Raw genomic sequence first — 24652 nt, 5'->3', positions numbered from 1 at the left:
TTTGATGAATCAGGTATTGTGAAACATTAAATCGACTGCACGTCCGCCTTCGCGAGCAGGCTCGCTCCCACAGGGATTGCATTCCAATGTGGGAGCGAGCCTGCTCGCGAAGAGGCCCTCGAATCTCACACCAAACCAAACTGACAAAAAAAGCCCCGGCTCACACGAGCCGGGGCTTTTTGTTGAAGCGCTACAACGGCTTAGCCGTTGAACACGTCATCCACGCTCTTGAGCGGGTAGTTCTTCGGATACGGCAGGGTGGCCACGCCAGTCTCGATCGCGGCCTTGGCCACGGCGTCGGAGATCAGGGTGATCAGGCGCGCATCCATTGGCTTCGGAATGATGTACTCACGACCGAATTCCAGCTTGATGCCGCCGTAGGCGTCACACACATCCTGAGGCACCGGCAGCTTGGCCAGTTCGCGCAGGGCGTTGGCGGCGGCGACTTTCATTTCTTCGTTGATGCGCTTGGCGCGAACGTCCAGGGCGCCACGGAAGATGAACGGGAAGCCCAGTACGTTGTTGACCTGGTTCGGATAGTCCGAACGGCCGGTGGCCATGATCACGTCGCTGCGGGTGGCGTGAGCCAGTTCCGGGGAGATTTCCGGGTCCGGGTTCGAGCAGGCGAACACGATCGGGTTCGGCGCCATGCGCAGCAGGTTTTCCGGGCTCAGCAGGTTCGGACCCGACAGGCCGACGAAGACATCGGCGCCGTCCAGTGCGTCCGCCAGGGAGCGCTTGTCGGTCGCGTGGGCAAACACGGCCTTGTACTGGTTCAGGTCGTCACGGCCGGAGTGGATCACGCCGGTACGGTCAACCATGAAGATGTTTTCAATCCTGGCGCCCATGCTCACCAGCAACTTCATGCAGGAGATGGCCGCGGCGCCGGCGCCCAGGCAGACGATCTTGGCTTCCGGCAGGGTCTTGCCGGCAATTTCCAGGGCGTTGATCATGCCGGCTGCGGTCACGATCGCGGTACCGTGCTGGTCATCGTGGAAAACCGGAATGTCGCACTGTTCGATCAGGGCGCGCTCGATCTCGAAGCACTCAGGTGCCTTGATGTCTTCCAGGTTGATGCCGCCGAAGGTGATGGAGATGCGCTTGACGGTGTCGATGAAGGCCTGCGGGCTTTCGGAATCGACTTCGATGTCGAACACGTCGATACCGGCGAAGCGCTTGAACAGCACGCCCTTGCCTTCCATGACCGGCTTGGAGGCCAGTGGGCCGAGGTTACCCAGGCCGAGAATCGCGGTGCCATCGGAAATGACTGCAACCAGGTTGCCCTTGCCGGTGTATTTGTAGGCCAGCTCAGGGTCGCGAGCGATCTCGCGTACTGGCTCGGCTACGCCGGGGCTGTAGGCCAGCGACAGGTCGCGGGCAGTGGCGGTGGCCTTGGTGAGCTCGACACTCAGCTTTCCTGGACGAGGATTAGCGTGATATTCGAGAGCGGCAGTTTTCAGATCAGACATGTGGGCATTCCGCTTTTTACTGTGTTGGACAGACGGACCGCCGAGGATACGCGCCTCGCAAAGTCCCTACAAGACTGACCAGTCACTGCTGTCAAGCGCCCTGCCCTACGACTTTGGGCCAAGAGCCAGGAAACACAAGGGCTTCATGGATACAATAACGTCAAAAAATGTCTACAATTATTTCCGCCTGAGCACTGCCTGCAACATTGCCGGATCAGTCAGAGGCAACATCCACCGCGCCTGCCCGGGCCTGGCCGCACCGCGCCGAGAGCGATCGACAACCCAACCACGGGCCTCGATGGTCCGGCCTTCCAGGCCCTTGAGCATCGAAGCGTCAAAGCTTCGCTGCAAATTGGCGGAAATATGCAGGACAACCGAGCCTTGCAGCTCGATCCAGATCCCGCCGCGATTGCGTTGCACACTGTCTACGCGGCCGCTGACCAGCGCAAAACCGGGCGCCTTGATCTGCTCCGCGCGCACGACGGGTGACTTCTTCCATAGCCCCAGGCCGGCTTGCCGCGCCTTGCGCTCCGCCGCCTGCTGGCATTCGACCAGGTCGACATTCGGCGCAACCGCGACCAGGTAACCCAGCCCCTCGGCAATCAACTGCTCTTCCAGGTTGCGACCTTGCTGGTCATAGACATGGGCCAGCGTGCGCCCGTAGTCGTCCCGGTCGTCCTTGCCAGGCGACACCCTGACCCGACCGGCGCTGGCAGCCACCAGCGCCTCGAGCCGCTGGCGCGCCACCACGGCAAACGGCTCGTCAGCACGCCCGCGCTTTCCCAGTTCCGGACTGTTGAGACCGATCATGCGGATGCGACGACCGTCGCTGAGGTACAAGGTGTCGCCATCGACTACCCGTTGCACGGCCACGTCGGGCAGTCCAACCGGGGACGGGCACGCCGCCTGGGCACCAGAGAGCCAAATCGCGGACACAAAAAAGGCGCCCGCTAGGGACGCCTTTTTCATCAGCCTGGAATAGCCGGAACGACTTTCCAAGATGATCAGCCTCAGGCTTTTGGAGTAACTTTGCCGAAAGCACCGAAACGATCGGCGAATTTCTGAACACGGCCGCCGGTATCCAGAGTCTTTTGCTTACCGGTGTAGAACGGGTGGCATTCGTTGCAAACGTCGATCGCCAGGGCTTTGCCGTAGGTCGAACGCGTTTCGAACTTGTTGCCGCAGCTGCAGGTTACGGCCACAACTGGGTAGTCCGGATGGATATCGGTTTTCATGGTGTTTTCCTCAGGCTAGCGTGCCGCCACCCAACACTATTGTTGAATACCGCACGTAATTAGGCCGCGGATTCTACCAGACAAGATTAATCACGCAAGCTACAACTTGTACCAACCGTCTGCTAGGCTCCCCGCCTCATGCGCCAGCTCCTCTGTGGGAGCGAGCCTGCTCGCGAAGGCGGTGGACCCGTCGCATGAGTATTGCTTGACGCTCCGCTTTCGCGAGCAGGCTCGCTCCCACAAGGATCGCGCCAGGTTTTCTGAATTTGCTTGTCTATCGAGACCCTCCCGCGTGCCCGACGCCATCCTGCGCCTCGCCCTGCCATCGCCCCTGCGCCGTCTGTTCGACTACCGTGCCCCGGCCGGGGTGACACGCGCCCAGTTGCAGCCGGGCATGCGCCTGCGGGTGCCGTTCGGCCGGCGGGAAATGATCGGGATCCTGGTGGAAGTCACCGATCACAGCGAAGTGCCGGTCGACAAGCTCAAACCTGCCCTGGCGCTGCTCGACGCCACGCCACCGCTGCCCGCGGCGCTGTTCAAACTGTGCCTGTGGACCGCACAGTATTATCAGCACAGCCTGGGCGACACCCTGAGCTGGGCGTTACCGGTGCTGTTGCGCCAGGGCGAACCGGCCGAGGCACGCCAGGAGCGATTCTGGTCGGTGACGCCGGGCGCCTCGCTGGATGACCCGCGCATCGCCCGCGCACCGCGCCAACGCGAGGCCCTGGCGACCCTGGCCCAGCATCCCCATGGGGTAGCGCACCAGCTGTTGAGCAAGTTGATGCTCAGCAAGGACAGCCTTGACCTGCTGCTGGCCAAGAATCTCGTCCAGGTAGAAGTCCGCCGGCACGCCCCCGACGCGCGCCACGAACACTGGCTGGCCCAGCCGGAACTGCCGCTCAACGCCGAACAGCGGACCGCTTGCGAGGCGATTCGCGCGGGTTTCGACAGTTATCACGCCTTTCTGCTGGCGGGCGTCACCGGCAGCGGCAAGACCGAGGTCTACCTGCAACTGATCCGTCAGACCCTTGAAGCCGGCAAGCAGGCTTTGGTGCTGATTCCGGAAATCAACCTGGGCCCACAGACGCTGGCGCGCTTCGAGCAGCGCTTCAATGCGCGCATCGCCCTGGTGCATTCGGCGGTCAACGACCGCGAGCGCCTGGAAGCCTGGCTCGCCGCGCGCGACGGCGAGGCCGACATCATCATCGGCACCCGCTCGGCGCTGTTCACGCCGATGAAAAACCCCGGCTTGATCATCATCGATGAAGAACACGACGGCTCCTATAAACAGCAGGAAGGCCTGCGCTACCACGCCCGTGACCTGGCGCTGGTGCGGGCTCGCCAGGAAAACATCCCGATCGTGCTCGGCTCGGCTACGCCCTCCCTGGAAAGCCTGCACAACGCCTACACCGGTCGCTACGGCCTGCTGCGCCTCAACGAGCGGGCCGGCGGCGCCAAGCAGCCGCGCTTCCTGCGCCTGGATGTGAAAAGCCGTCCGCTGGACAGCGGCATTTCCGGACCGATGCAGCAAGCCATCGGCCAGACCCTGGCCGCTGGGCAGCAGGTGCTGGTGTTTCTCAACCGCCGAGGGTTCGCCCCGACCCTGCTGTGCCATGACTGCGGCTGGATGTCCGGCTGCGAACGCTGCGACGCGCGAATGACCGTGCATCAGCGCTACGGCGAACTGCGCTGCCACCATTGCGGACATTCCGAGCGAGTGCCGAGGCACTGCCCGCAGTGCGGGAAAGTGGACCTGCGCCCGGTAGGCGCCGGCACCGAGCGCGCCGAAGAGCGCCTGGGCATCCTGTTTCCCGATTACCCGGTGCTGCGGGTGGATCGCGACAGCACCTCGCGCAAGGATGCGATGAATCAGCTGTTCGCCACGATCCAGAAAGGCCAGCCGTGCATCCTGGTGGGCACGCAGATGCTCGCCAAGGGGCATCATTTCCCGCGCGTGACGCTGGTATCGATCCTGGATGCCGACGGTGGGTTGTTTTCCGGTGACTTCCGCGCGAGCGAGCGCATGGCGCAGTTGATCGTCCAGGTCGCGGGCCGCGCCGGACGGGCCGAGGAACCGGGCAAAGTGATTATCCAGACCCACCTGGCCGACCACCCGCTGCTGATCCAGCTGACCGAGCAGGGCTACTTCGCCTTCGCCGAGCAGGCCTTGAGCGAACGTCGCGCCGCCGGGCTGCCGCCGTTCGCCCATCTAGCGCTGCTGCGGGCCGAGGCCCACAAGCCAGGACAGGCCGAAGGCTTCCTGGACGAAGCGTGCAGCGAGGCCGAGCGCCTGCTGGCGGAACAGAGCCTCAGCGGGATCGAACTATTGGGCCCGGTGCCGGCTCCGATGGAACGGCGGGCGGGACGTTATCGCGCACAGCTTTTATTACAGGCCAATGCCCGCGCACCGCTGCATCGGTTGCTGAGCGCCTGGTTGCTGGTACTGGAACAACTGCCCAGCGGGCGGGCGGTGCGCTGGTCGCTGGATGTGGATCCGGTGGATTTGTATTAATGGATCGCTAACCTGGCCCTTGTGGGAGCGAGCTTGCTCGCGATGGCGGCGGATCAGCTTGCATGAATATTGAATGCCAGACCGCTATCGCGAGCAAGCTCGCTCCCACAGGGGATTGCGTACATCCAGGCCAGCAAGAATAGTCGCCGCACATACCCACCCGACCCGCTACAGTTGGCAAGCTCGCCCGCGCCACGGATAATGCCCAGTTTTTCCACCAGCGCATCGAAGCGCCGCCGCGCCTGCGGTTGAAAGAGAAGACCATGAAAGACACCATTCGCCAGCTTATCCAGCAAGCCATCACCCAACTCGTCACTGAAGGTGTGCTGCCAGAAGGCCTGTCGCCGGCGATTCAGGTCGAGAACACCCGCGACAAGACCCACGGTGACTTTGCCAGCAACATCGCGATGATGCTCGCCAAACCGGCCGGCATGAAACCTCGCGACCTGGCGGAAAAGATCATCGCCGCATTGCCGGCCGACGAAAACGTCACCAAGGCCGAAATTGCCGGCCCCGGGTTCATCAACTTCTTCCAGAATACCCAGGCGCTGGCCTCGCGGCTTGACGCGGCCCTGGCCGACGAGCGCCTAGGCGTACGCAAGGCCGGCCCGTTGCAGCGCACCGTGGTCGACCTGTCGGCCCCCAACCTCGCCAAGGAAATGCACGTCGGCCACCTGCGCTCGACCATCATTGGCGATGGCGTGGCGCGCGTCCTGGAGTTTCTCGGTGACACGGTGATCCGCCAGAACCACGTCGGCGACTGGGGCACCCAGTTCGGCATGCTGATGGCCTACCTGGAGGAAAACCCGATCACCAGCGACGAGCTGTCGGACCTGGAAAACTTCTACCGCGCCGCCAAGCAACGCTTCGACGAGTCGCCCGAGTTCGCCGACCGCGCCCGTGGCCTGGTGGTCAAGCTGCAGGCCGGCGATGCCGAGTGCCTGGCGCTGTGGACAAAGTTCAAGGACATCTCGCTGTCCCACTGCCAGAAGATCTACGAGCTGCTGAACGTCAAGCTGAGCATGGCCGACGTGATGGGCGAAAGCGCCTACAACGACGACCTGATCAACGTGGTCAACGACCTCCGGGCCAAAGGCATGCTGGTGGAAAGCAACGGCGCCCAGTGCGTGTTCCTCGACCAGTTCAAGACCGCCGATGGCGAACCGCTGCCGGTGATCATCGTCAAGGCCGACGGTGGCTACCTCTACGCCACCACTGACCTGGCGGCCGTGCGTTATCGCAACGGCGTGCTGAAGGCCGATCGGGTCCTGTATTTCGTCGACCAGCGCCAGGCCCTGCACTTCCAGCAGGTGTTCGAAGTGGCCCGCCTGGCCGGTTTCGTGACCCATCCGATGGAAATGGAACACATGGGGTTCGGCACCATGAACGGCGCCGATGGCCGCCCGTTCAAGACCCGCGATGGCGGCACGGTGAAGCTGATCGACCTGCTCACCGAAGCCCAGGACCGTGCGTACACCCTGGTCAAGGGCAAGAACCCGGAGCTGGCCGAAGACGAACTGCGCAAGATCGCCAAGGTGGTCGGCATCGACGCGGTGAAATACGCCGACCTGTCGAAGCACCGCACCAGCGACTACAGCTTCAACTTCGACCTGATGCTCAACTTCGAAGGCAACACCGCACCGTACCTGCTGTACGCCTACACCCGCGTGGCGGGCGTGTTCCGCAAACTCGGCAAGGGCTTCGACGAAATCGAGGGCCAGATCGTCCTTGAAGCCGCCCACGAGCAGGAGCTGGCGGCCAGGCTGGCACAGTTCGGTGAAGTCCTGAACAACGTGGCCGACAAGGGCACGCCGCACACCTTGTGCGCCTACCTGTACGACGTCGCCGGGCTGTTTTCCAGCTTCTACGAGAATTGCCCGATCCTCAACGCCGAGACCCCGGCACAAATGCAGAGCCGCCTGCGCCTCGCCGCGCTGACCGGGCGCACGCTCAAGCAAGGCCTGGAACTGCTGGGCCTGGAAACGCTGGAGCGTATGTAACTTGGCCGCCAAGAAAAAACCTGCACCCAAACGCGGCGCCAGTCGTTACCAGCCTCCGGCCAAACAGCCGATTCCGGGCTGGTTGTGGATGGCGATCGGCCTGACTGTCGGCGCATTCATCGTATTCCTGATGAAGCTGGAACCGGGCCAGGGCGATGACGTCAAGCGTGTTCGGCAAGAGCAGCAGAAAGCCACGCGGATCGCCGAGGCCAACAAGACCCCGCCGAGCCCGACACAACCGGTGAAGCCGAAATACGACTTCTACACCTTGCTGCCGGAATCGGAGGTCATCGTGCCGCCCGATGCGGTGCCGGAGAAAACCCTGCCGACGCCGCAGGTGCCGACCACGCCAGTGACCCCAGCCGAAGCGGCGAAGATCGACACCGCCCGCGCCCAGGCCGCCCTGGCCGGCATTACGCCGCCACCGGCCCCGCCGGTGCAGAAGGCCGCGCCGGTGACAAAATTCTTCCTGCAGGCCGGCTCGTTCCGCAAGGAAGCCGACGCCGACAAGGTCCGGGCGCAGATCATTCTGCTGGGCCAGTCGGTGTCGGTGGAGTCCGGAACCGTGAAGGACGAAACCTGGTATCGCGTACTGGTCGGACCGTTCAGCAACCGCGAAGAGCTGACGAAGGCCCAGAAACAACTAGCCGGCAGCGGTTTCAGCAACCTGTTGTTACAACAACGCCAAAGCCGCTGATTCTGACGAAAGCATTTGTGGCATCGGGGCTTTTCGTGGCGAGGGAGCTTGCTCCCGCTGGGTCGGTCCGACGCCTCGGGCGTAGCAGCCCCAAAAGCTTGGACCGCTGCGCGGTCCAGCGGGAGCAAGCTCCCTCGCCACAAAAGCGCTGCGCAAGAAGCCGGGGACCACTCATCCCTTCCCCCTCCCCGCAGTTGAAAAAACCCACGCCACCCCCATATGAGTTCCATCCGGGCATTTTCGCCCCGCTGCGTGGAGACTCTTCCCTTGACCACCATCGTTTCAGTCCGCCGTCACGGCAAAGTCGTCATGGGCGGCGACGGCCAGGTTTCACTGGGCAACACCGTGATGAAAGGCAACGCGAAGAAAGTCCGCCGCCTGTATCACGGCCAGGTCATCGCCGGTTTCGCCGGGGCCACCGCCGACGCCTTCACCCTGTTCGAACGTTTTGAAGGCCAACTGGAAAAACATCAGGGTCACCTTGTCCGCGCGGCCGTCGAGCTGGCCAAGGAGTGGCGCACCGACCGTTCCCTGAGCCGCCTCGAAGCCATGCTTGCGGTGGCCAACAAGGATGCTTCCTTGATCATTACCGGCAACGGCGACGTGGTTGAACCGGAAGACGGCCTGATAGCCATGGGCTCCGGTGGCGCCTACGCCCAGGCTGCCGCCAGCGCCCTGCTGAAAAAGACCGACCTGTCGGCTCGCGAGATCGTCGAGACTGCCCTGGGCATCGCCGGCGACATCTGCGTCTTCACCAACCACACCCAGACCATTGAGGAGCAGGACCTCGCGGAGTAAGCCCTTCCAGGCCCAGACTCCCGCTTGAGGACCGCCAATTATTATGTCCATGACTCCCCGCGAAATCGTCCACGAACTCAATCGCCACATCATCGGCCAGGACGATGCCAAGCGCGCCGTCGCCATCGCCCTGCGTAACCGCTGGCGCCGGATGCAACTGCCGGAAGAACTGCGCGTCGAAGTGACCCCCAAGAACATCCTGATGATCGGCCCGACCGGTGTCGGCAAGACCGAGATCGCCCGGCGCCTGGCCAAGCTCGCCAACGCGCCATTCATCAAGGTCGAAGCCACCAAGTTCACCGAAGTCGGCTACGTGGGCCGCGACGTCGAGTCGATCATTCGTGACCTGGCCGATGCGGCAATCAAGCTGCTGCGCGAACAGGAAATCACCAAGGTTCGCCATCGCGCCGAAGACGCCGCTGAAGAGCGCATTCTAGATGCCCTGCTGCCACCGGCGCGCATGGGCTTCAACGCCGACGCCGCCACGACCCAGGACTCCAATACCCGCCAACTGTTCCGCAAACGCCTGCGCGAAGGCCAGCTGGACGACAAGGAGATCGAGATCGAAGTGGCCGAAATGGCCGGCGTCGACATTTCCGCGCCGCCAGGCATGGAAGAAATGACCAACCAGTTGCAGAGCCTGTTCGCCAACATGGGCAAGGGCAAGAAGAAAAGCCGCAAGCTCAAGGTCAAGGAAGCGCTGAAGCTGGTGCGCGATGAAGAAGCCAGTCGCCTGGTCAACGAAGAGGAACTGAAGGCCAAGGCCCTGGAAGCGGTCGAGCAGCACGGCATCGTGTTCATCGACGAAATCGACAAGGTCGCCAAGCGCGGCAATGTCGGCGGCGCCGACGTTTCCCGCGAAGGCGTGCAACGCGACCTGCTGCCGTTGATCGAAGGCTGCACGGTGAACACCAAGCTGGGCATGGTCAAGACCGACCACATCCTGTTCATTGCTTCCGGTGCGTTCCACCTGAGCAAGCCGAGCGACCTGGTGCCTGAGCTGCAAGGCCGCTTGCCGATCCGGGTCGAACTCAAGGCGCTGTCGCCGGAAGACTTCGAGCGCATCCTGAGCGAGCCCCATGCGTCGCTGACCGAACAATACTGCGCGCTGCTCAAGACCGAAGGCCTGAACATCGAGTTCGCGCCGGAAGGCATCAAGCGCCTGGCGCAGATCGCCTGGCAGGTCAACGAGAAGACCGAGAACATCGGTGCCCGGCGCCTGCACACGCTGCTTGAACGCCTGCTCGAGGAAGTCTCGTTCAGCGCCGGCGACCTGGCCAGCGCCCACAACGAAGCGCCGATCATCATCGACGCCGAATACGTCAACAGCCACCTCGGCGAGCTGGCGCAGAACGAAGACCTGTCGCGGTATATCCTGTAGGCCACACGATAGGTGAGCGAGCTCTTGTGGCGAGGGAGCTTGCTCCCGCTGGGCTACGGAGTAGCCCCAGGAACCGGAAGCCGCCGCTCATCCAGGGGGATCGCGACGGGCTCTTGGGAGGGCTTCGCCCTGGAGCGCCAGCCCGGTCCAGCGGGAGCAAGCTCCCTCGCCACATGGCGTTCACCCAAGGCTTCAAGAGAGCGACGACTCATGACCAGACTCCCCACCGCCATCAACCTGCACAAAGCCTCCAAGACCCTGACGCTCAAATACGCGCCGGACGAGGAGTATCACCTGCCCGCGGAATTCCTGCGGGTGCACTCGCCTTCCGCCGAGGTCCAGGGCCACGGCAAACCCATCCTGCAATACGGCAAGCTCGGCGTCGGCCTGACCAAGGTCGAACCCGCCGGCCAATACGCACTGAAACTGACCTTCGACGATGGCCATGACAGCGGATTGTTCACCTGGGACTATCTGTACCAGCTGGCGGTGCGCCAGGAAGACCTGTGGAACGATTATCTCGCCGAACTCAAGGCGGCCGGAAAAACCCGCGACCCGAATGCGTCCGTCGTCAAGCTGATGCTCTAGCTCAAGGGCTGGCGCATTAGGGCGAATTTTCTAGACTCATCTGCTTGAATGCCTGCGCGGCAACGTCAATGACTGGCCTGCTTGCGAAAAAAATTAAACTCGGGTAACCAATGGAGCTGGCAAGTTCCCTGCAAAGGAACCGGCGAGTTCCTGGCACACGTTTCCTCATTGCCCTCGATGCGGAATTAATGGTCACCCCGAGCAGCGTACCTGGTATTGGCCTTGCGCTTCTGGCACGGTCCCCGGTACTCGTCTGAAGGACAATGGAGCGTCGTAGATGAGCAACAAGAACAACGATGAGTTGAAGTACCAAGCTTCGGAAAACACCCTGGGCTTGAATCCCGTCGTCGGCTTGCGCAGGAAAGACCTGCTGGCCTCTGCCCGGATGGTGCTGACCCAGACCATCAAACAACCGCTGCACAGCGTCAAGCACGTCGCCCATTTCGGCGCTGAACTGAGGAAAGTCCTGTTCGGCAAATCCGAGTTGCAGCCCGCCAGTGATGACCGTCGTTTCAACGACCCGGCGTGGAGCCAGAACCCGCTCTACAGACGTTATCTGCAAACCTATCTGGCGTGGCGCAAGGAGCTGCACGCCTGGATCGACGACAGCAGCCTTTCGCCCCAGGACATCAGCCGTGGGCACTTCGTGATCAACCTGATGACCGAAGCCATGGCCCCGACCAACTCGGCGGCCAACCCGGCGGCGGTCAAGCGCTTCTTCGAAACCGGTGGCAAGAGCCTGCTCGATGGCCTGTCCCACCTGGCCAAGGACCTGGTGCACAACGGCGGGATGCCGAGCCAGGTCGACATGGGCGCATTCGAAGTCGGCAAGAGCCTGGGCGTGACCGAAGGCGCGGTAGTCTTTCGCAATGACGTGCTGGAGCTGATCCAGTACCGCCCCATCACCGAGCAGGTCCATGAGCGACCGTTGCTGGTGGTGCCGCCGCAAATCAACAAGTTCTACGTATTCGACCTGAGCCCGGACAAGAGCCTGGCGCGCTTCTGCCTGCGCAGCAACGTGCAGACCTTCATCATCAGCTGGCGCAACCCCACCAAGGCGCAGCGCGAGTGGGGCCTGTCGACCTACATCGAAGCGCTCAAGGAAGCGGTGGACGTGGTCACGGCCATCACCGGCAGCAAGGACGTGAACATGCTGGGCGCCTGCTCGGGCGGCATCACCTGCACCGCCCTGCTCGGCCATTACGCCGCGCTGGGGGAGAAAAAGGTCAATGCCCTGACCCTGCTGGTGAGTGTTTTGGACACCACCCTGGACACCGACGTGGCGCTGTTCGTCGACGAGCAGACCCTGGAAACGGCCAAGCGCCATTCCTACCAGGCCGGCGTGCTGGAAGGCCGCGACATGGCCAAGGTGTTCGCCTGGATGCGGCCCAATGACCTGATCTGGAACTACTGGGTGAACAATTACCTGCTGGGCAACGAGCCGCCGGTGTTCGACATCCTGTTCTGGAACAACGACACCACGCGACTCCCGGCGGCGTTCCATGGCGACCTCATCGAGATGTTCAAGAACAACCCGCTGATCCGTCCCAACGCACTGGAAGTGTGCGGCACGCCGATCGACCTCAAGCAGGTCAGCGCCGATATCTTTTCCCTGGCCGGCACCAACGACCACATCACCCCGTGGAAGTCCTGCTACAAATCGGCGCAGCTGTTCGGAGGCAAGGTTGAATTCGTGCTGTCGAGCAGCGGTCACATCCAGAGCATTCTCAACCCGCCGGGCAATCCCAAGTCACGCTACATGACCAGTGAAGACATGCCGGCCAAGGCCGAGGACTGGATGGAAAACTCCACCAAGCACACCGACTCCTGGTGGCTGCACTGGCAAGCCTGGCAGGCCGAACGCTCGGGCAAGCTGAAGAAGGCCCCTACCGTGCTGGGCAACAAGACGTATGTGGCCGGGGAAGCGGCGCCGGGCACTTATGTGCATGAGCGGTAAAGAACTGCAACTCGTCCGCTGCGGGGTGAGCTTGCTCACGAATACATTCCCGCAGCCGACATGGACATGTAAGGCCCACAGCGCTGGTGAACACAGACTCAGGTTCACAGCAGATCCAATGTGGGAGCGAGCCTGCTCGCGATTGCGGTGTGTCAGCACACATTGATGTTCGGATGTACCGCAGTCATCGCGAGCAGGCTCGCTCCCACAGGAGATCCGGGAAAAATGAAAGACCGCGACCCAACCCACAGGGCTTGAAGCATGCCGCAACCGTACATTTTCCGTACCGTCGATCTGGATGGCCAGACCTTGCGCACCGCGGTACGTCCCGGCAAGCCTCACTTGACGCCGCTGCTGATTTTCAACGGCATCGGCGCCAACCTGGAGCTGGTCTTCCCGTTCATCGAGGCCCTGGACCCGGACCTGGAAGTGATCGCCTTCGATGTGCCCGGGGTCGGCGGTTCGTCGACGCCGAGCCGGCCGTATCGTTTTCCGGGCCTGGCCAAGCTTACCGCGCGGATGCTTGATTACCTCGACTATGGGCAGGTCAACGTGATCGGTGTGTCCTGGGGCGGTGCCCTGGCCCAGCAGTTCGCCCATGATTATCCGGAGCGCTGCAAGAAGCTGGTGCTCGCCGCCACGGCCGCTGGCGCGGTGATGGTGCCGGGCAAGCCGAAGGTGCTGTGGATGATGGCCAGTCCCCGACGCTACGTGCAGCCGTCCCATGTGATGCGCATCGCGCCGCTGATCTACGGCGGCTCGTTCCGCCGCGACCCAAGCCTGGCGGCTCGTCACGCGGCCAAGGTGCGTTCGGCGGGCAAGCTCGGTTATTACTGGCAACTGTTCGCGGGCCTCGGCTGGACCAGCATCCATTGGCTGCACAAGATCCACCAGCCGACCTTGATCCTGGCCGGGGATGACGACCCGCTGATCCCCCTGATCAACATGCGCATGCTGGCCTGGCGCATCCCCAATTCGCAGTTGCACATCATCGATGACGGCCACCTGTTCCTGATCACCCGGGCCGAGGCCGTGGCGCCGATCATCATGAAGTTCCTCGAGGAAGAACGTCAGCGCGCGGTCATGCACCCGCATCCCGCGCCGCTGGGTGGCGGCTGACACCGCCCATTTGCGCCTGGCAGGACGCCGGATCGCGCAACTACCCGAAACAGCGACTATGTTGTCTGGTTCGGTGTGTTTGTTTTCAGCCTGATGATGAAGGAGTTGACTCATGCGCGACAAACCGGCGAAGGGTTCCATGCCCGCCCCTGCCAGCTTCATCAACGCACAGAGTGCGGTCACCGGCCTGCGCGGTAGCGACCTGCTGTCGACCCTGCGCAACGTTGCCGCCCATGGCTTGCGCAACCCGGTCCACAGTGCCCGACACGCGTTGAGGCTCGGCGGCCAGCTGGGGCGCGTCCTGCTGGGCGAAACCCTGCACCCGACCAACCCCGACGACAAACGCTTCGCCGACCCCACCTGGCAGCTCAACCCGTTTTATCGCCGCAGCCTGCAGGCCTACCTGAGCTGGCAGAAAGAAGTCCGCCAGTGGATCGATGAGGGCGGCATGAGCCCGGATGATCAGGCCCGTGCGCATTTTGCCTTTTCCCTGCTCAACGACGCGGTATCGCCGTCCAATACCCTGCTTAATCCGCTGGCAATCAAGGAGCTGTTCAATTCCGGAGGCAGCAGCCTGATTCGCGGGATCAGCCATCTGGTCGACGACCTGCTGCACAACGACGGGTTGCCCCGGCAAGTCACGCCACACGCCTTTGAAGTCGGCAAGACCCTGGCGAGTACGCCCGGCGCAGTGGTGTTTCGCAACGAGCTGCTGGAACTGATCCAGTACAAGCCGATGAGCGAAAAGCAATACGCCACGCCGCTGCTGATCGTGCCGCCGCAGATCAACAAGTTCTACATCTTCGACCTGAGCCCTTCCAACAGCTTCGTCCAGTACGCTCTGAAAAACGGCTTGCAGGTGTTCATCATCAGCTGGCGAAACCCGGACGTGCGCCATCGGGAATGGGGCCTGTCCAGTTATGTCGAGGCGACGGAAGAAGCCATGAACGTCTGCCGGGCGATCACCGGCGCCCGCGAAGTCAACCTCATGGGCGCCTGCGCCGGCGGCATGACCATCGCCGCCCTGCAGGGCCATCTGCAAGCCAAGCGCCAACTGCGCCGGGTGGCCAGCGCCACCTACCTGGTGAGCTTGCTGGACAGCGAGGTCGAGAGCCCGGCCACGCTGTTCATCGATGAACAGACCCTCGAAGCCGCCAAGCGCCGCTCCTATCAGAAAGGCACTCTCGATGGCCGCGACATGGCTCGGGTCTTCGCCTGGATGCGGCCCAACGACTTGATCTGGACCTACTTCGTCAACAACTACCTGCTGGGCAAGGAGCCGCCGGCGTTCGACATTCTCTACTGGAACAACGACTGCACGCGCCTTCCAGCGGCCTATCACGGCGACCTGCTGGATTTTTTCAAGCACAACCCGCTGACACGGCCGGGCGCCCTGGAAGTGTGCGGCACGCCTATCGACTTGCAGAAAGTCACCGTGGACAGCTTCAGCGTGGCCGGCATCAACGACCACATCACGCCGTGGGATGCGGTGTACCGTTCGACGTTGCTGCTGGGCGGCGAACGACGTTTCGTGCTGTCCAACAGCGGACACGTCCAGAGCATCCTCAACCCGCCAGGCAACCCCAAGGCCAACTACATTGAAAATCCGAAACTGAGCAGCGACCCGCGCGCCTGGTACTACGACGCCAAGCACATCGAGGGCAGTTGGTGGACCCAATGGCTGGGTTGGATCCAGGAGCGCTCCGGCGCCCAACACGAAACGCTGATGACGCTGGGCAACGCGAAATACCCGGCCCTGGAAGCGGCACCCGGGAATTACGTACGGGTACGCTGAACGCCTCGTCCCACGGTCGCACTGCGGGCCGTGGAAAGACTCCACCGACCAAGAAGACCGGATGAAAACCCGCGACCGAATCCTCGAGTGTGCCCTGCAATTATTCAACGAGAAGGGCGAGCCGAATGTTTCCACCCTCGAAGTCGCCAACGAGATGGGCATCAGCCCCGGCAACCTCTACTACCACTTCCATGGCAAGGAACCGCTGATACTCGGATTGTTCGAGCGATTCCAGGCCGAGCTTGCACCGCTGCTGGATCCGCCCGCCGATGCGCAACTGGCGCCGGAGGACTACTGGTTGTTCCTGCATTTGATCGTCGAGCGCCTGGCCCAATACCGGTTCCTCTTCCAGGACCTCTCGAACCTGGCGGGGCGCCTGCCGAAACTGGCCAAGGGTATCCGCCAGTTGCTCAACGCGTTGAAACGGACCCTGGCCTCATTGCTGGCGCAACTCAAGGCCCAAGGCCTGCTGGTGAGCGACACCCAGGCACTCGGGCAACTGGTGGAGCAGATCACCATGACGTTGCTGTTTTCGCTGGATTATCAGCGGATCCTCGATCGCGAGGGCGAGGTTCGCCTGGTGGTCTATCAGATCATGATGCTGGTGGCGCCGCACTTGCCGCCAGCGATCAAGGTCGCGACCGAGCAGATGGCGTTGCGGTATCTGGAAGAGCACGGCTAACGGCCAACTGCGGCAGCCCCATGTGGGAGCGAGCCTGCTCGCGAAGACGGAGTGTCAGTAGAAGAGATATCGACTGACCCGGCGCTTTCGCGAGCAGGCTCGCTCCCACCCGGCTCGCACACAATTTGGGTCTACCGCAAAAAAAAACGCCCGACCTTCACAGGCCGGGCGTTTTTGCATGTCCCGGAAACTCAGGACTGGCTGGTAGGCGTCGACGGAGCCGGCGCTGGAGTCGGAGTGGCTACCGGGGTTGGAGCCGAGGCAGAGTTTGCCGTGCTCGTCGGGGTGGCCGGTTTGGCGGCCGCGGCCGGCGCCTTGGGTGCGGCTGCTTTTGGCGCGGACGGTTTTTTCACTGCGGGCTTTTTCGCCGCGGCCGGTTTTGCTGCGGCTTTTGCCGCTGGCTTGGCAGCCGGTTTAGCCGCAGCTGGTTTAGCCGCCGCCGTCTTGGCGGCAGGTTTGGCTGCAGTTTTTGCCGCGACGGGTTTGGCCGCCGCCTTGGCTGCAGGCTTGGCCGCTGCGGTTTTGGCTACTGGCTTGGCCACTGCTTTGGCCGCAGGCTTGGCGACGGTTTTTGCCGCCGCCTTGACCAGTGGCTTGGCTGCCGTCTTCGCTGCAGGCTTGGCCGCCGCCGTCCTGGTTGCAGCAGGCTTGGTCGCGACCGGCGTGACCTTGGCCCCGGTGAGTTTTTCGATCTGCCGGGTCAGGGTGTCGACCTTGCTGTGCAGTTCCTTGACTTCATTGCGACTCGGCACGCCCAGGCGGGAAATTGCACTGTTCAGACGCTTGTCGAAAGCCCCTTCCAGCTCATCCCACTTGCCCAGTGCACGATCCTTCACGCCGCCCATGCGCGACTTGGTGGACTCGGCAGAATCCTTGGCGGCATCGACTTGTTTGCCGACCGCCGTCTTGGTGAGTTTTTCGGCCTTCTCGCCGTCCTTGACCAGGGACTCGAAGAGTTTGCTGCCGTCAGTGTCGATCTTCGAGTACACGCCTAAACCAGCAAGCCAGATTTTGCGGGAGTACTTTTCAATCTTCCCGGCCCACGAGCTGCCTTCTTTTTCGGTGATTTTCTTGCCAGCCATCCCGTTCTCCTTAATGTTTACGCGCGACACGTTCGAGCAATGCCGTCAGCTCATCGAGCTTAGCAGAGAGTGTCTCAACGTCATGTTTAGACGGAATGCCGATACGATTCAAGGCACTTGCAACACGCGCGTCGAATACCTTCTCGACTTTGTCGAGTTGAACTTCGACGCGGGCCTTGAAAGTGTTGACGTCGGTCTTGGCTTCGATCAGTTCGCTGTTCGCCGCTTCAAGTTTCCCAGCAATGTTCTTTTTGCCTTTGGTTTCAATAACTTCACCGGCCTTGACCAGCTCCTTGAAGTAGTCGCCGCCCTCCTGACCGACCTTGATATAAGCGCCCAGGCCCGCCAGCCAGATCTTGCGCGCGTACGTTTTCACGTCGCCCAGCGTGGAAGATTCGACGTCGGTTTTTTTCTTCAAAATAACTTTGGCCATGGTGCACCTCACTCGAAGACAGGTTTGAGCAACTGCCCGCACACGGTCGGGCTCAGGCACAAAGTAGTGAGAATAATTAGAAAGGGCACCCTAACAACTGACATAAAACCCGGGACGATGATTTCCCCTGTGGGAGCGAGCCTGCTCGCGAAAGCGGTGTGTCATTCAACATCAATGTTGTTGATCCATCGCATTCGCGAGCAGGCTCGCTCCCACAGTTGATAGATAGGCGGTGGACTTAAGTCCTCTGCACTACAATCAAGCCAACGCCTTGTCCAGCGCCTTTTCGATTTCCGTCTTGATTGTCCCGCTCATGGCCGACATCAACATGCCCAGCTCCACTTCGACGCGGATCGAATCCTCGCCCACATGCACTTCACCCTTGACCCCGGAACGCTTGAGCTTCAGCGTGTCGCCCTCCCACTTGGGCTCCAGGCCGTAGCTGTCGGACAGTTTCCGGGCCAGCTTGTCGGCCTTTTCGCGGGCCGCTTCCTTGCCCAGGTCATGGGCACGCTCAACAGTAATACGGGCCATCTGTTAACTCCTGCTTGATCGAGACTTGCCTGGACGTTTGCGACCCTGCCTGCGTCAAAACGTCCGGGCGGTGGCTCATCTTACCTGCAGCCTTGCCAAGACAAAGCCCTCCACCGGGATTAGAATGTCCCGCATTCTTTTTTGGTGACCGCGATATGACTGATCAGCGCAAAGGCAGCGATGCCGAACCCACCACACACTTCGGCTTCAAGAACGTGCCGGAAAGCCAGAAAGCGGAGAAAGTCGCCGAGGTTTTCCACTCGGTGGCCGCCAAGTACGACTTGATGAACGACCTGCTCTCGGGCGGCATGCATCGCCTCTGGAAGCGTTTCGCGATCGAGCTGTCGGGCGTGCGCAGCGGCAACCGCGTGCTGGACATTGCCGGCGGTACCGGTGACCTGACCAAGAAGTTCTCCCACATCGTCGGCCCCACCGGCCATGTGGTGCTCGCCGACATCAACGAATCCATGCTCAAGGTCGGCCGTGACCGCCTGCTCGACCTGGGCGTGGCCGGCAACGTCGAGTTCGTCCAGGCCGACGCCGAGAAGCTGCCGTTCCCCGACAACCATTTCGACTGCGTGACCATCGCCTTCGGCCTGCGTAACGTCACCCACAAGGAAGACGCCCTGCGCTCGATGTTACGCGTGCTCAAGCCCGGTGGCCGGCTGCTGGTACTGGAGTTTTCCAAGCCAACCAACGCGCTGATGTCCAAGGCTTATGACGCCTACTCGTTCGCCTTCATGCCCTTGATGGGCAAGCTGATCACCAACGACGCGGAAAGTTATCGTTACCTGGCCGAATCGATCCGCATGCACCCCGACCAGGAAACGCTGAAGTCGATGATGGTCGAAGCCGGTTTTGATCGGGTCACCTACCACAACATGACGTCCGGCATCGTCGCCCTGCACCGCGGTATCAAGCCCTGATGCTGCTCACCGGGCTGCTCGCCAGTGTCGAACTCGGTATCAACCGGGTCCTGCGCCTGGACAGCACGGCGCCGATGCGCCTGGCACACTTGAGCGGCAAGGTGATTGCCGTCGACTGCCGCAGCCCGGCGTTGCAGCTGTTCATCCTGCCCAGCGACGAAGGCCTGATGCTCGCCGCCCACTGGGAGGCCGAGGCCGACTGCACGCTGCGCGCGCCGGCATCGAGCCTGCTCGAGTTGGCGCTGAGCAAGAACAAGACGGCGGTGCTGCACAGCCCCGACGTCGAGCTCGACGGCGACAGCGGCGTGCTGCTGGAACTGGCGGCGATTCTCCAGGATCTGGAACTGGACTGGGAATACGAAGTGTCCCGCTGGATCGGCCCGGTCGCCACCCAATTGCTCAGTGGCCATCTGCGCAGCCGCTCCCGCTGGTACCGCCAGGGCTTCGCCAGCCTGGGACAGAATCTGAGTGAATACCTGGCCGAGGAATCGCGTACGCTCGTAGGCCAACGCGAAGCCCAGGCCCGTTTTGCCGAACTGGACCAGATCAAGCTCGATCTGGAACGACTCGAGGCGCGTTTCGAGCGCCTTTCCCGATCCCTTGAACCCAAGCGATAACGCATGAAGCTGCTTGCCGTCCGCCGTCTGTTGCGCATCCAGCGCGTCGTGATCCGCTACCGCCTCGATGACCTGCTGTTCGCCCTGCCGCTGCCCTGGTTTCTCCTGGCACTGCGCTTTGTGCTGCCGTGGCGCTGGTTCCCCCGTCGAACGCTTGACTTGAGCCGCGGCGCACGCCTGCGCCTGGCCTTGCAGGACCTGGGGCCGATCTTCATCAAGTTCGGGCAGATCCTCTCGACCCGTCGCGACCTGCTCCCCGAAGACATCGCCGACGAACTGATGCTGCTGCAGGATCGCGTGCCGCCCTTCGACTCGAAACTGTCGGTAGCGCTGATCGAGGCGCAGCTGGGCAAGAAGATCAGCGAAGTCTTCAGCCGTTTCGACGTCGAGCCGCTGGCTTCGGCGTCGGTCGCCCAGGTCCACGCCGCCCAGCTCAAGACGGGTGAAGAAGTGGTGGTTAAGGTGATCCGCCCAGGCCTCAAGCCGATCATTGCCCAGGACCTGGCCTGGCTGTTCATCCTTGCCCGCGCCGCCGAGCGGGTGTCAGCCGATGCACGCCTGCTGCACCCGGTGGATGTGGTCCAGGACTATGAAAAAACCATCTTCGATGAGCTCGACCTGCTGCGCGAGGCCGCCAACGCCAGCCAGCTGCGGCGCAATTTCGAGGGCTCGCCGCTGCTGTACGTGCCGCAAGTCTATTGGGACTGGTGCCGGCCGAAAGTGCTGGTGATGGAGCGCATCTACGGGATCCAGGTGACCGACCTGGCAACCCTCGCCGACCAGCGCACCGACATGAAACTGCTTGCCGAGCGCGGCGTGGAGATTTTCTTCACCCAGGTGTTTCGCGACAGTTTCTTCCACGCCGACATGCACCCGGGCAACATCTTCGTCAGCACCGTGCAACCGTGGAGCCCGCAGTACATCGCCATCGACTGCGGCATCGTCGGCAGCCTCACCCCCGAGGACCAGGATTACCTGGCGCGCAACCTGTTCGCCTTCTTCAAGCGTGACTACCGCCGCGTCGCGCAGTTGCACATCGATTCCGGCTGGGTGCCGGCCGAGACCAAGCTCAACGAATTCGAAGCGGCGATCCGCACCGTGTGCGAACCGATCTTCGAAAAACCGTTAAAAGATATTTCATTCGGCCAGGTGCTGATGCGCCTGTTCCAGACTGCGCGCCGCTTCAACATGGAGGTCCAGCCGCAGTTGGTGTTGCTGCAAAAAACCCTGTTGAACATCGAAGGCCTCGGTCGCCAGCTGTACCCGGACCTGGATTTGTGGAACACCGCCCAGCCCTTCCTCGAACGCTGGATGCGCGAGCGCGTCAGCCCGAAGACCTTGCTGGGCAACGTCCAGAGCCAGTTCGAGCAGATTCCGCATTTGGCCAACATGACCCGCGATCTGCTCGAACGCATGTCCCAGCCCCATGCCCATGATCCCGCTCCACCCTGGAAACAGCGGCGCGACGATTGGTTCCTGCGCCTGCTTGGCGCGGCTCACCTGGGTGGCGGCGCCGTGCTGGCCGCCGGTGGCCCGTTGAGCGAACTGGGCCATTGGCCCGCCGGGATCATGGTGGCCGTCGGTTTGTATCTGGTCGTTCGTCGATAGCCAGCACCGGTTCACGCTGGCACACTGTTTCAACGCTGGGCCCGCCGACTGGAAGTGCGCGGCCCATGGTCGGAGTCGAAGATGAAAAACTGGCAGGACGAGATCAAATGGGACGCCGACGGCCTGGTGCCGGCGATCGCCCAGGATCACAAGACCGGGCGCGTGCTGATGATGGCCTGGATGAACCGCGAGGCGCTGGCCCTGACCGCTGCCGAGAATCGCGCCATCTATTGGTCACGTTCCCGTGGCAAGCTGTGGCGCAAGGGTGAAGAGTCCGGGCACGTGCAACACCTGCAAGAGATGCGCCTGGACTGCGACGGCGACGTCATTATCCTGATGGTCGAACAGGTCGGTGAAATCGCCTGCCATACCGGCCGTCAAAGCTGCTTCTACCGTGTCTTCGAGAACGGCGACTGGAAAACCGTCGACCCGGTACTCAAGGACCCGCACGCCATCTATTCAGGACACAACCATGAGTGACACCCTGACCCGCCTGGCCCAGGTGCTGGAAGAGCGCAAGGGCGCCGCGGCCGACAGCTCCTATGTCGCCAGCCTGTACCACAAGGGTTTGAACAAGATTCTGGAAAAGGTCGGCGAAGAGTCGATCGAAACCATCATTGCCGCCAAGGACGCTGCCATCAGCGGCGACTGCAGCGACGTGATCTACGAGACCGCCGACCTGTGGTTCCACAGCCTCGTCATGCTCGCCCAACTGGGGCAGCATCCGCAGGCCGTACTGGATGAATTGGACCGTCGCTTCGGTCTGTCCGGGCACGTCGAGAAAGCCTCGCGCCCGTCCGCCTGATCAACTTTTGAGAGGAACAGCCACATGGGTATTTTTGACTGGAAACATTGGGTCGTCATTCTGGTGGTCGTGGTGCTGGTGTTCGGCACCAAGAAACTGAAAAACCTCGGCACCGACGTCGGTGAGTCGATCAAGGGCTTTCGCAAGGCCATGAACGATGACGAAAATCCGGCCGACCCACAGGCCACCCCGGCGCAACCGGCACAGCCGGCACAGCCGGTACACCCACAAGCCACGCAGCCTGTGAATGCGCCGAACACCATCGACGTGCAGGCCCAGAAAGTCGAAGAGCCAATCCGCAAAGACTCGTGAGCACTGACTAATGTTTGGGATCAGCTTCACTGAACTGCTGCTCGTCGGCCTCGTCGCCCTGTTGGTATTGGGCCCCGAACGCCTGCCGGGCGCTGCGCGCACCGCCGGTCTGTGGATCGGGCGCCTGAAGCGCAGCTTCAATGCGATCAAACAGGAAGTTGAACGTGAAATCGGTGCCGACGACATCCGTCGGCAACTGCACAACGAACACATCCTGTCCCTGGAACAGGAAGCACGGAAGATCTTCTCGCCGACCCAGCAGGAGCCGACGCCGGTCCAGCCCGTGGCCGAGCCGACGATTGCTCCCCAGGTCCCGGCGGTCGAAGCTGCGCCAGTGGTCGCTGAACCGGCCAAACCGGTTGATCCGGTGACTGCGACGCCCCCGACTCCCAACGACTCCACTCTGCCGCCGCGAGCCCCATGAGCGATATCCCTGAAAACGACCAGCCGATGCCGCTGGTATCGCACCTCACCGAGTTGCGCACGCGCCTGCTGCGCTGCGTCGCGGCGGTGTTCATCATCTTTGCCGGGCTGTTTGCCTTCACCCAGCAGATCTACACCTTCGTCTCCACGCCGCTGCGCGAGTACCTGCCGGTAGGCGCGACGATGATCGCCACCGATGTCTCGTCGCCGTTCCTGACGCCGTTGAAACTGACGATGATGGTCTCGCTGTTCCTGGCGATCCCGGTGATCCTGCATCAGATCTGGGGCTTCATCGCCCCGGGCCTGTACAAGCATGAAAAACGCATCGCCGTGCCGCTGCTGGTGTCGAGCATCCTGCTGTTCTACACCGGCATGGCCTTCGCCTACTTCTTCGTATTCCCGCTGATCTTCAAGTTCTTCGCCGCCGCCACCCCGGCCGGCGTGGAAATGATGACCGACATTACCAGCTACCTGGATTTCGTCATGACGCTGTTCTTCGCCTTTGGCGTGGCGTTCGAGATTCCCGTGGCGGTGGTATTGCTGGTGTGGATCGGTGTGGTCGACGTCGCCTATCTGAAGAAGATCCGTCCGTACGTGATCATCGGTTGCTTTGTGGTCGGCATGATCCTCACACCGCCGGATATTTTCTCCCAGACCTTGCTGGCCGTGCCGATGTGGCTGCTGTTCGAGATCGGCATCCTGTTCGGCGGCCTGGTGCGCAAACGCCGCGAAGAAGAACCCGAGGACCAGCCGGTCGACGACCACAACGACCAGCCGCCAGCGACCCAAGCGTGAACCTGCTGCTGCTCGAAGAGGCCGATTTCATCGAGCCGGACCGCGTCATCCTGAGCGATCGGCGCCTGACACACATGCAGGAAGTCCACCGCAGCGCCGTCGGCGACAGCCTGCGGGTCGGCCGTATCGGTGGCCTGATGGGCACGGCCCAGGTGTTGCGCCTGGAGGCTCGCGAAGCCGAACTGCAAGTGACCCTCGACCAGCCGCCGCCGGCCAAGTTGCCGCTGACCCTGGTGTTGGCATTGCCGCGTCCGAAGATGCTCCGCCGGGTATTCCAGACCGTCGCCACCATGGGCGTGCCGCGCGTGGTGCTGGTAAATAGTTATCGTGTGGAAAAAAGCTTTTGGCAGACGCCCTTCCTGGAACCCGAGGCGATTCGCGAGCAACTTATTCTGGGTCTGGAGCAGGCTCGGGACAGCGTGCTGCCGGAAATCATCATTGAAAAACGCTTCAAGCCCTTCGTCGAGGATCGCCTGCCCGCCATCGTCGAAGGCACCCTCGGGCTGGTTGGCCATCCTGGCAATCACCCGCCCTGCCCGCGCGCGCTGACAGAGCCGGTGACCTTGGCCATCGGCCCGGAAGGCGGCTGGATCCCCTACGAAATCGACCTGCTGGGCAAGGCCGGCCTGCAACCGGTGCAGCTCGGCGAACGGATCCTGCGGGTCGAGACCGCGGTCACGGCCCTGCTTGCACGGCTGTTCTAAGAACCTGTTTGCTTTCCCGTGGCGAGGGAGCTTGCTCCCGCTCGGCTGCGAAGCAGTCGTAAATTCCTGCCCCGGGTGGTCGCTTCGCGACCAAGCGGGAGCAAGCTCCCCCGCCACGAAAAAGACCCGCCGCGTCTATTTTCTACAGCTCCTGCCAAAGCCGCCGATACAGTCCCCATA

General features: G+C 62.3%; 24 protein-coding genes and 1 pseudogene. 19 read left to right on the top strand and 6 right to left on the bottom strand.

Going from position 1 to position 24652, the window contains the following annotated elements; translation table 11 throughout:
- Positions 1-200 precede the first annotated feature (200 nt).
- The 3 genes from J3P97_RS01970 to rpmE form a co-directional block, all read right to left on the bottom strand.
- Complete coding sequence (locus J3P97_RS01970; protein WP_434570160.1) at positions 201-1469, bottom strand: malic enzyme-like NAD(P)-binding protein; 1269 nt, start codon at positions 1467-1469, stop codon at positions 201-203.
- A 177-nt stretch (positions 1470-1646) separates the two neighbouring features.
- Positions 1647-2438 (bottom strand): thermonuclease family protein, encoded by a 792-nt coding sequence (locus J3P97_RS01965; RefSeq protein ID WP_434674497.1) that lies wholly within the window; start codon positions 2436-2438, stop codon positions 1647-1649.
- Between the two features lie 41 nt (positions 2439-2479).
- Positions 2480-2704, bottom strand: a complete 225-nt coding sequence (rpmE, locus tag J3P97_RS01960) for a 50S ribosomal protein L31 (protein ID WP_305497356.1) — start codon at positions 2702-2704, stop codon at positions 2480-2482.
- Positions 2705-2996: 292 nt separating this feature from the next.
- Between rpmE and J3P97_RS01955 the strand changes: the two genes are divergently transcribed.
- From J3P97_RS01955 to J3P97_RS01910, 10 genes are all read left to right on the top strand, one after another.
- The gene (locus J3P97_RS01955; protein WP_434570162.1) at positions 2997-5216 is read left to right on the top strand and encodes a primosomal protein N'; all 2220 of its coding nucleotides are present in this window, start codon (positions 2997-2999) and stop codon (positions 5214-5216) included.
- A gap of 263 nt (positions 5217-5479) precedes the next feature.
- Entirely contained in the window at positions 5480-7216 is a 1737-nt protein-coding gene (gene argS, locus J3P97_RS01950; protein ID WP_434673358.1) for an arginine--tRNA ligase, read from the top strand.
- A 1-nt stretch (position 7217) separates the two neighbouring features.
- Positions 7218-7913 (top strand): SPOR domain-containing protein, encoded by a 696-nt coding sequence (locus tag J3P97_RS01945; protein WP_186639635.1) that lies wholly within the window; start codon positions 7218-7220, stop codon positions 7911-7913.
- 267 nt (positions 7914-8180) lie between these two features.
- A complete protein-coding gene (gene hslV, locus J3P97_RS01940; RefSeq protein ID WP_003186641.1) occupies positions 8181-8711 on the top strand; it encodes an ATP-dependent protease subunit HslV in 531 nt (176 codons plus the stop codon).
- 43 nt (positions 8712-8754) lie between these two features.
- Positions 8755-10092, top strand: a complete 1338-nt coding sequence (hslU, locus tag J3P97_RS01935; protein WP_305497360.1) for an ATP-dependent protease ATPase subunit HslU — start codon at positions 8755-8757, stop codon at positions 10090-10092.
- A 210-nt stretch (positions 10093-10302) separates the two neighbouring features.
- Complete coding sequence (locus J3P97_RS01930) at positions 10303-10680, top strand: gamma-butyrobetaine hydroxylase-like domain-containing protein (RefSeq protein ID WP_434602581.1); 378 nt, start codon at positions 10303-10305, stop codon at positions 10678-10680.
- A gap of 277 nt (positions 10681-10957) precedes the next feature.
- The gene (gene phaC / locus J3P97_RS01925) at positions 10958-12637 is read left to right on the top strand and encodes a class II poly(R)-hydroxyalkanoic acid synthase (protein ID WP_434570167.1); all 1680 of its coding nucleotides are present in this window, start codon (positions 10958-10960) and stop codon (positions 12635-12637) included.
- A 261-nt stretch (positions 12638-12898) separates the two neighbouring features.
- Positions 12899-13756 carry a poly(3-hydroxyalkanoate) depolymerase gene (gene phaZ / locus J3P97_RS01920; RefSeq protein WP_039592414.1) on the top strand — a complete coding sequence of 286 codons (858 nt, stop codon included), beginning with the start codon at positions 12899-12901 and terminating at the stop codon, positions 13754-13756.
- Between the two features lie 112 nt (positions 13757-13868).
- Positions 13869-15551 (top strand): class II poly(R)-hydroxyalkanoic acid synthase, encoded by a 1683-nt coding sequence (gene phaC, locus J3P97_RS01915; RefSeq protein ID WP_434673357.1) that lies wholly within the window; start codon positions 13869-13871, stop codon positions 15549-15551.
- 61 nt (positions 15552-15612) lie between these two features.
- A complete protein-coding gene (locus J3P97_RS01910; RefSeq protein ID WP_434602579.1) occupies positions 15613-16233 on the top strand; it encodes a TetR/AcrR family transcriptional regulator in 621 nt (206 codons plus the stop codon).
- A 191-nt stretch (positions 16234-16424) separates the two neighbouring features.
- Here J3P97_RS01910 and J3P97_RS01905 read toward each other — a convergent pair whose 3' ends face one another.
- From J3P97_RS01905 to J3P97_RS01895, 3 genes are all read right to left on the bottom strand, one after another.
- Positions 16425-17315, bottom strand: a complete 891-nt coding sequence (locus J3P97_RS01905) for a phasin family protein (RefSeq protein WP_434673356.1) — start codon at positions 17313-17315, stop codon at positions 16425-16427.
- Between the two features lie 10 nt (positions 17316-17325).
- On the bottom strand, positions 17326-17748 hold the full coding sequence (locus J3P97_RS01900) for a phasin family protein (protein ID WP_434626471.1): 423 nt from the start codon (positions 17746-17748) through the stop codon (positions 17326-17328).
- Between the two features lie 258 nt (positions 17749-18006).
- Entirely contained in the window at positions 18007-18282 is a 276-nt protein-coding gene (locus J3P97_RS01895) for a polyhydroxyalkanoic acid system family protein (protein ID WP_434570176.1), read from the bottom strand.
- Positions 18283-18437: 155 nt separating this feature from the next.
- On the opposite strand from J3P97_RS01895, the gene ubiE reads away from it, so the two are divergent.
- The 9 genes and pseudogenes from ubiE (at position 18438) to J3P97_RS01850 (ending at position 24472) form a co-directional block, all read left to right on the top strand.
- Complete coding sequence (gene ubiE, locus J3P97_RS01890) at positions 18438-19208, top strand: bifunctional demethylmenaquinone methyltransferase/2-methoxy-6-polyprenyl-1,4-benzoquinol methylase UbiE (RefSeq protein WP_024779926.1); 771 nt, start codon at positions 18438-18440, stop codon at positions 19206-19208.
- A pseudogene (locus J3P97_RS01885) lies at positions 19208-19832 on the top strand (ubiquinone biosynthesis accessory factor UbiJ). Before ubiE ends, J3P97_RS01885 begins: the two are co-directional and overlap by 1 nt.
- Positions 19829-21433 carry a ubiquinone biosynthesis regulatory protein kinase UbiB gene (ubiB, locus tag J3P97_RS01880; protein ID WP_434570178.1) on the top strand — a complete coding sequence of 535 codons (1605 nt, stop codon included), beginning with the start codon at positions 19829-19831 and terminating at the stop codon, positions 21431-21433. The pseudogene J3P97_RS01885 and the gene ubiB overlap by 4 nt, the downstream one beginning before the upstream one ends.
- Before the next feature lie 81 nt (positions 21434-21514).
- Positions 21515-21913 (top strand): phosphoribosyl-AMP cyclohydrolase, encoded by a 399-nt coding sequence (hisI, locus tag J3P97_RS01875; RefSeq protein WP_434673355.1) that lies wholly within the window; start codon positions 21515-21517, stop codon positions 21911-21913.
- Complete coding sequence (locus J3P97_RS01870) at positions 21906-22238, top strand: phosphoribosyl-ATP diphosphatase (protein ID WP_434673354.1); 333 nt, start codon at positions 21906-21908, stop codon at positions 22236-22238. The genes hisI and J3P97_RS01870 overlap by 8 nt, the downstream gene beginning before the upstream one ends.
- 24 nt (positions 22239-22262) lie before the next feature.
- Positions 22263-22550 (top strand): twin-arginine translocase TatA/TatE family subunit, encoded by a 288-nt coding sequence (locus tag J3P97_RS01865; protein ID WP_434673353.1) that lies wholly within the window; start codon positions 22263-22265, stop codon positions 22548-22550.
- A gap of 10 nt (positions 22551-22560) precedes the next feature.
- Positions 22561-22974: a Sec-independent protein translocase protein TatB gene (gene tatB, locus J3P97_RS01860; RefSeq protein WP_434602575.1), complete on the top strand. Its 414-nt coding sequence runs from the start codon at positions 22561-22563 to the stop codon at positions 22972-22974.
- Positions 22971-23768: a twin-arginine translocase subunit TatC gene (gene tatC, locus J3P97_RS01855; protein WP_305497375.1), complete on the top strand. Its 798-nt coding sequence runs from the start codon at positions 22971-22973 to the stop codon at positions 23766-23768. Before tatB ends, tatC begins: the two co-directional genes overlap by 4 nt.
- Positions 23765-24472 carry a 16S rRNA (uracil(1498)-N(3))-methyltransferase gene (locus tag J3P97_RS01850; protein WP_434570184.1) on the top strand — a complete coding sequence of 236 codons (708 nt, stop codon included), beginning with the start codon at positions 23765-23767 and terminating at the stop codon, positions 24470-24472. Before tatC ends, J3P97_RS01850 begins: the two co-directional genes overlap by 4 nt.
- Positions 24473-24652: the final 180 nt, after the last annotated feature.

The sequence above is a fragment of the Pseudomonas sp. R1-15 genome (assembly GCF_051132085.1).
In the GTDB taxonomy this organism is placed as follows: domain Bacteria; phylum Pseudomonadota; class Gammaproteobacteria; order Pseudomonadales; family Pseudomonadaceae; genus Aquipseudomonas.
This window is presented reverse-complemented; position numbering and strand designations above follow the sequence as displayed.

Excerpts from the sequence above, each read along its gene's own strand:
- J3P97_RS01965 (WP_434674497.1), bottom strand. The coding sequence starts at position 2,438 with ATGAAAAAGGCGTCCCTAGCGGGCGCCTTTTTTGTGTCCGCGATTTGG.
- J3P97_RS01930 (WP_434602581.1), top strand. The coding sequence starts at position 10,303 with ATGACCAGACTCCCCACCGCCATCAACCTGCACAAAGCCTCCAAGACC.
- phaZ (WP_039592414.1), top strand. The coding sequence starts at position 12,899 with ATGCCGCAACCGTACATTTTCCGTACCGTCGATCTGGATGGCCAGACC.
- J3P97_RS01905 (WP_434673356.1), bottom strand. The coding sequence starts at position 17,315 with ATGGCTGGCAAGAAAATCACCGAAAAAGAAGGCAGCTCGTGGGCCGGG.
- J3P97_RS01970 (WP_434570160.1), bottom strand. The coding sequence starts at position 1,469 with ATGTCTGATCTGAAAACTGCCGCTCTCGAATATCACGCTAATCCTCGT.
- hslU (WP_305497360.1), top strand. The coding sequence starts at position 8,755 with ATGTCCATGACTCCCCGCGAAATCGTCCACGAACTCAATCGCCACATC.
- ubiB (WP_434570178.1), top strand. The coding sequence starts at position 19,829 with ATGAAGCTGCTTGCCGTCCGCCGTCTGTTGCGCATCCAGCGCGTCGTG.
- J3P97_RS01900 (WP_434626471.1), bottom strand. The coding sequence starts at position 17,748 with ATGGCCAAAGTTATTTTGAAGAAAAAAACCGACGTCGAATCTTCCACG.
- argS (WP_434673358.1), top strand. The coding sequence starts at position 5,480 with ATGAAAGACACCATTCGCCAGCTTATCCAGCAAGCCATCACCCAACTC.
- tatC (WP_305497375.1), top strand. The coding sequence starts at position 22,971 with ATGAGCGATATCCCTGAAAACGACCAGCCGATGCCGCTGGTATCGCAC.
- hisI (WP_434673355.1), top strand. The coding sequence starts at position 21,515 with ATGAAAAACTGGCAGGACGAGATCAAATGGGACGCCGACGGCCTGGTG.
- ubiE (WP_024779926.1), top strand. The coding sequence starts at position 18,438 with ATGACTGATCAGCGCAAAGGCAGCGATGCCGAACCCACCACACACTTC.
- J3P97_RS01865 (WP_434673353.1), top strand. The coding sequence starts at position 22,263 with ATGGGTATTTTTGACTGGAAACATTGGGTCGTCATTCTGGTGGTCGTG.
- tatB (WP_434602575.1), top strand. The coding sequence starts at position 22,561 with ATGTTTGGGATCAGCTTCACTGAACTGCTGCTCGTCGGCCTCGTCGCC.
- J3P97_RS01870 (WP_434673354.1), top strand. The coding sequence starts at position 21,906 with ATGAGTGACACCCTGACCCGCCTGGCCCAGGTGCTGGAAGAGCGCAAG.
- phaC (WP_434570167.1), top strand. The coding sequence starts at position 10,958 with ATGAGCAACAAGAACAACGATGAGTTGAAGTACCAAGCTTCGGAAAAC.
- J3P97_RS01895 (WP_434570176.1), bottom strand. The coding sequence starts at position 18,282 with ATGGCCCGTATTACTGTTGAGCGTGCCCATGACCTGGGCAAGGAAGCG.
- J3P97_RS01910 (WP_434602579.1), top strand. The coding sequence starts at position 15,613 with ATGAAAACCCGCGACCGAATCCTCGAGTGTGCCCTGCAATTATTCAAC.
- rpmE (WP_305497356.1), bottom strand. The coding sequence starts at position 2,704 with ATGAAAACCGATATCCATCCGGACTACCCAGTTGTGGCCGTAACCTGC.
- phaC (WP_434673357.1), top strand. The coding sequence starts at position 13,869 with ATGCGCGACAAACCGGCGAAGGGTTCCATGCCCGCCCCTGCCAGCTTC.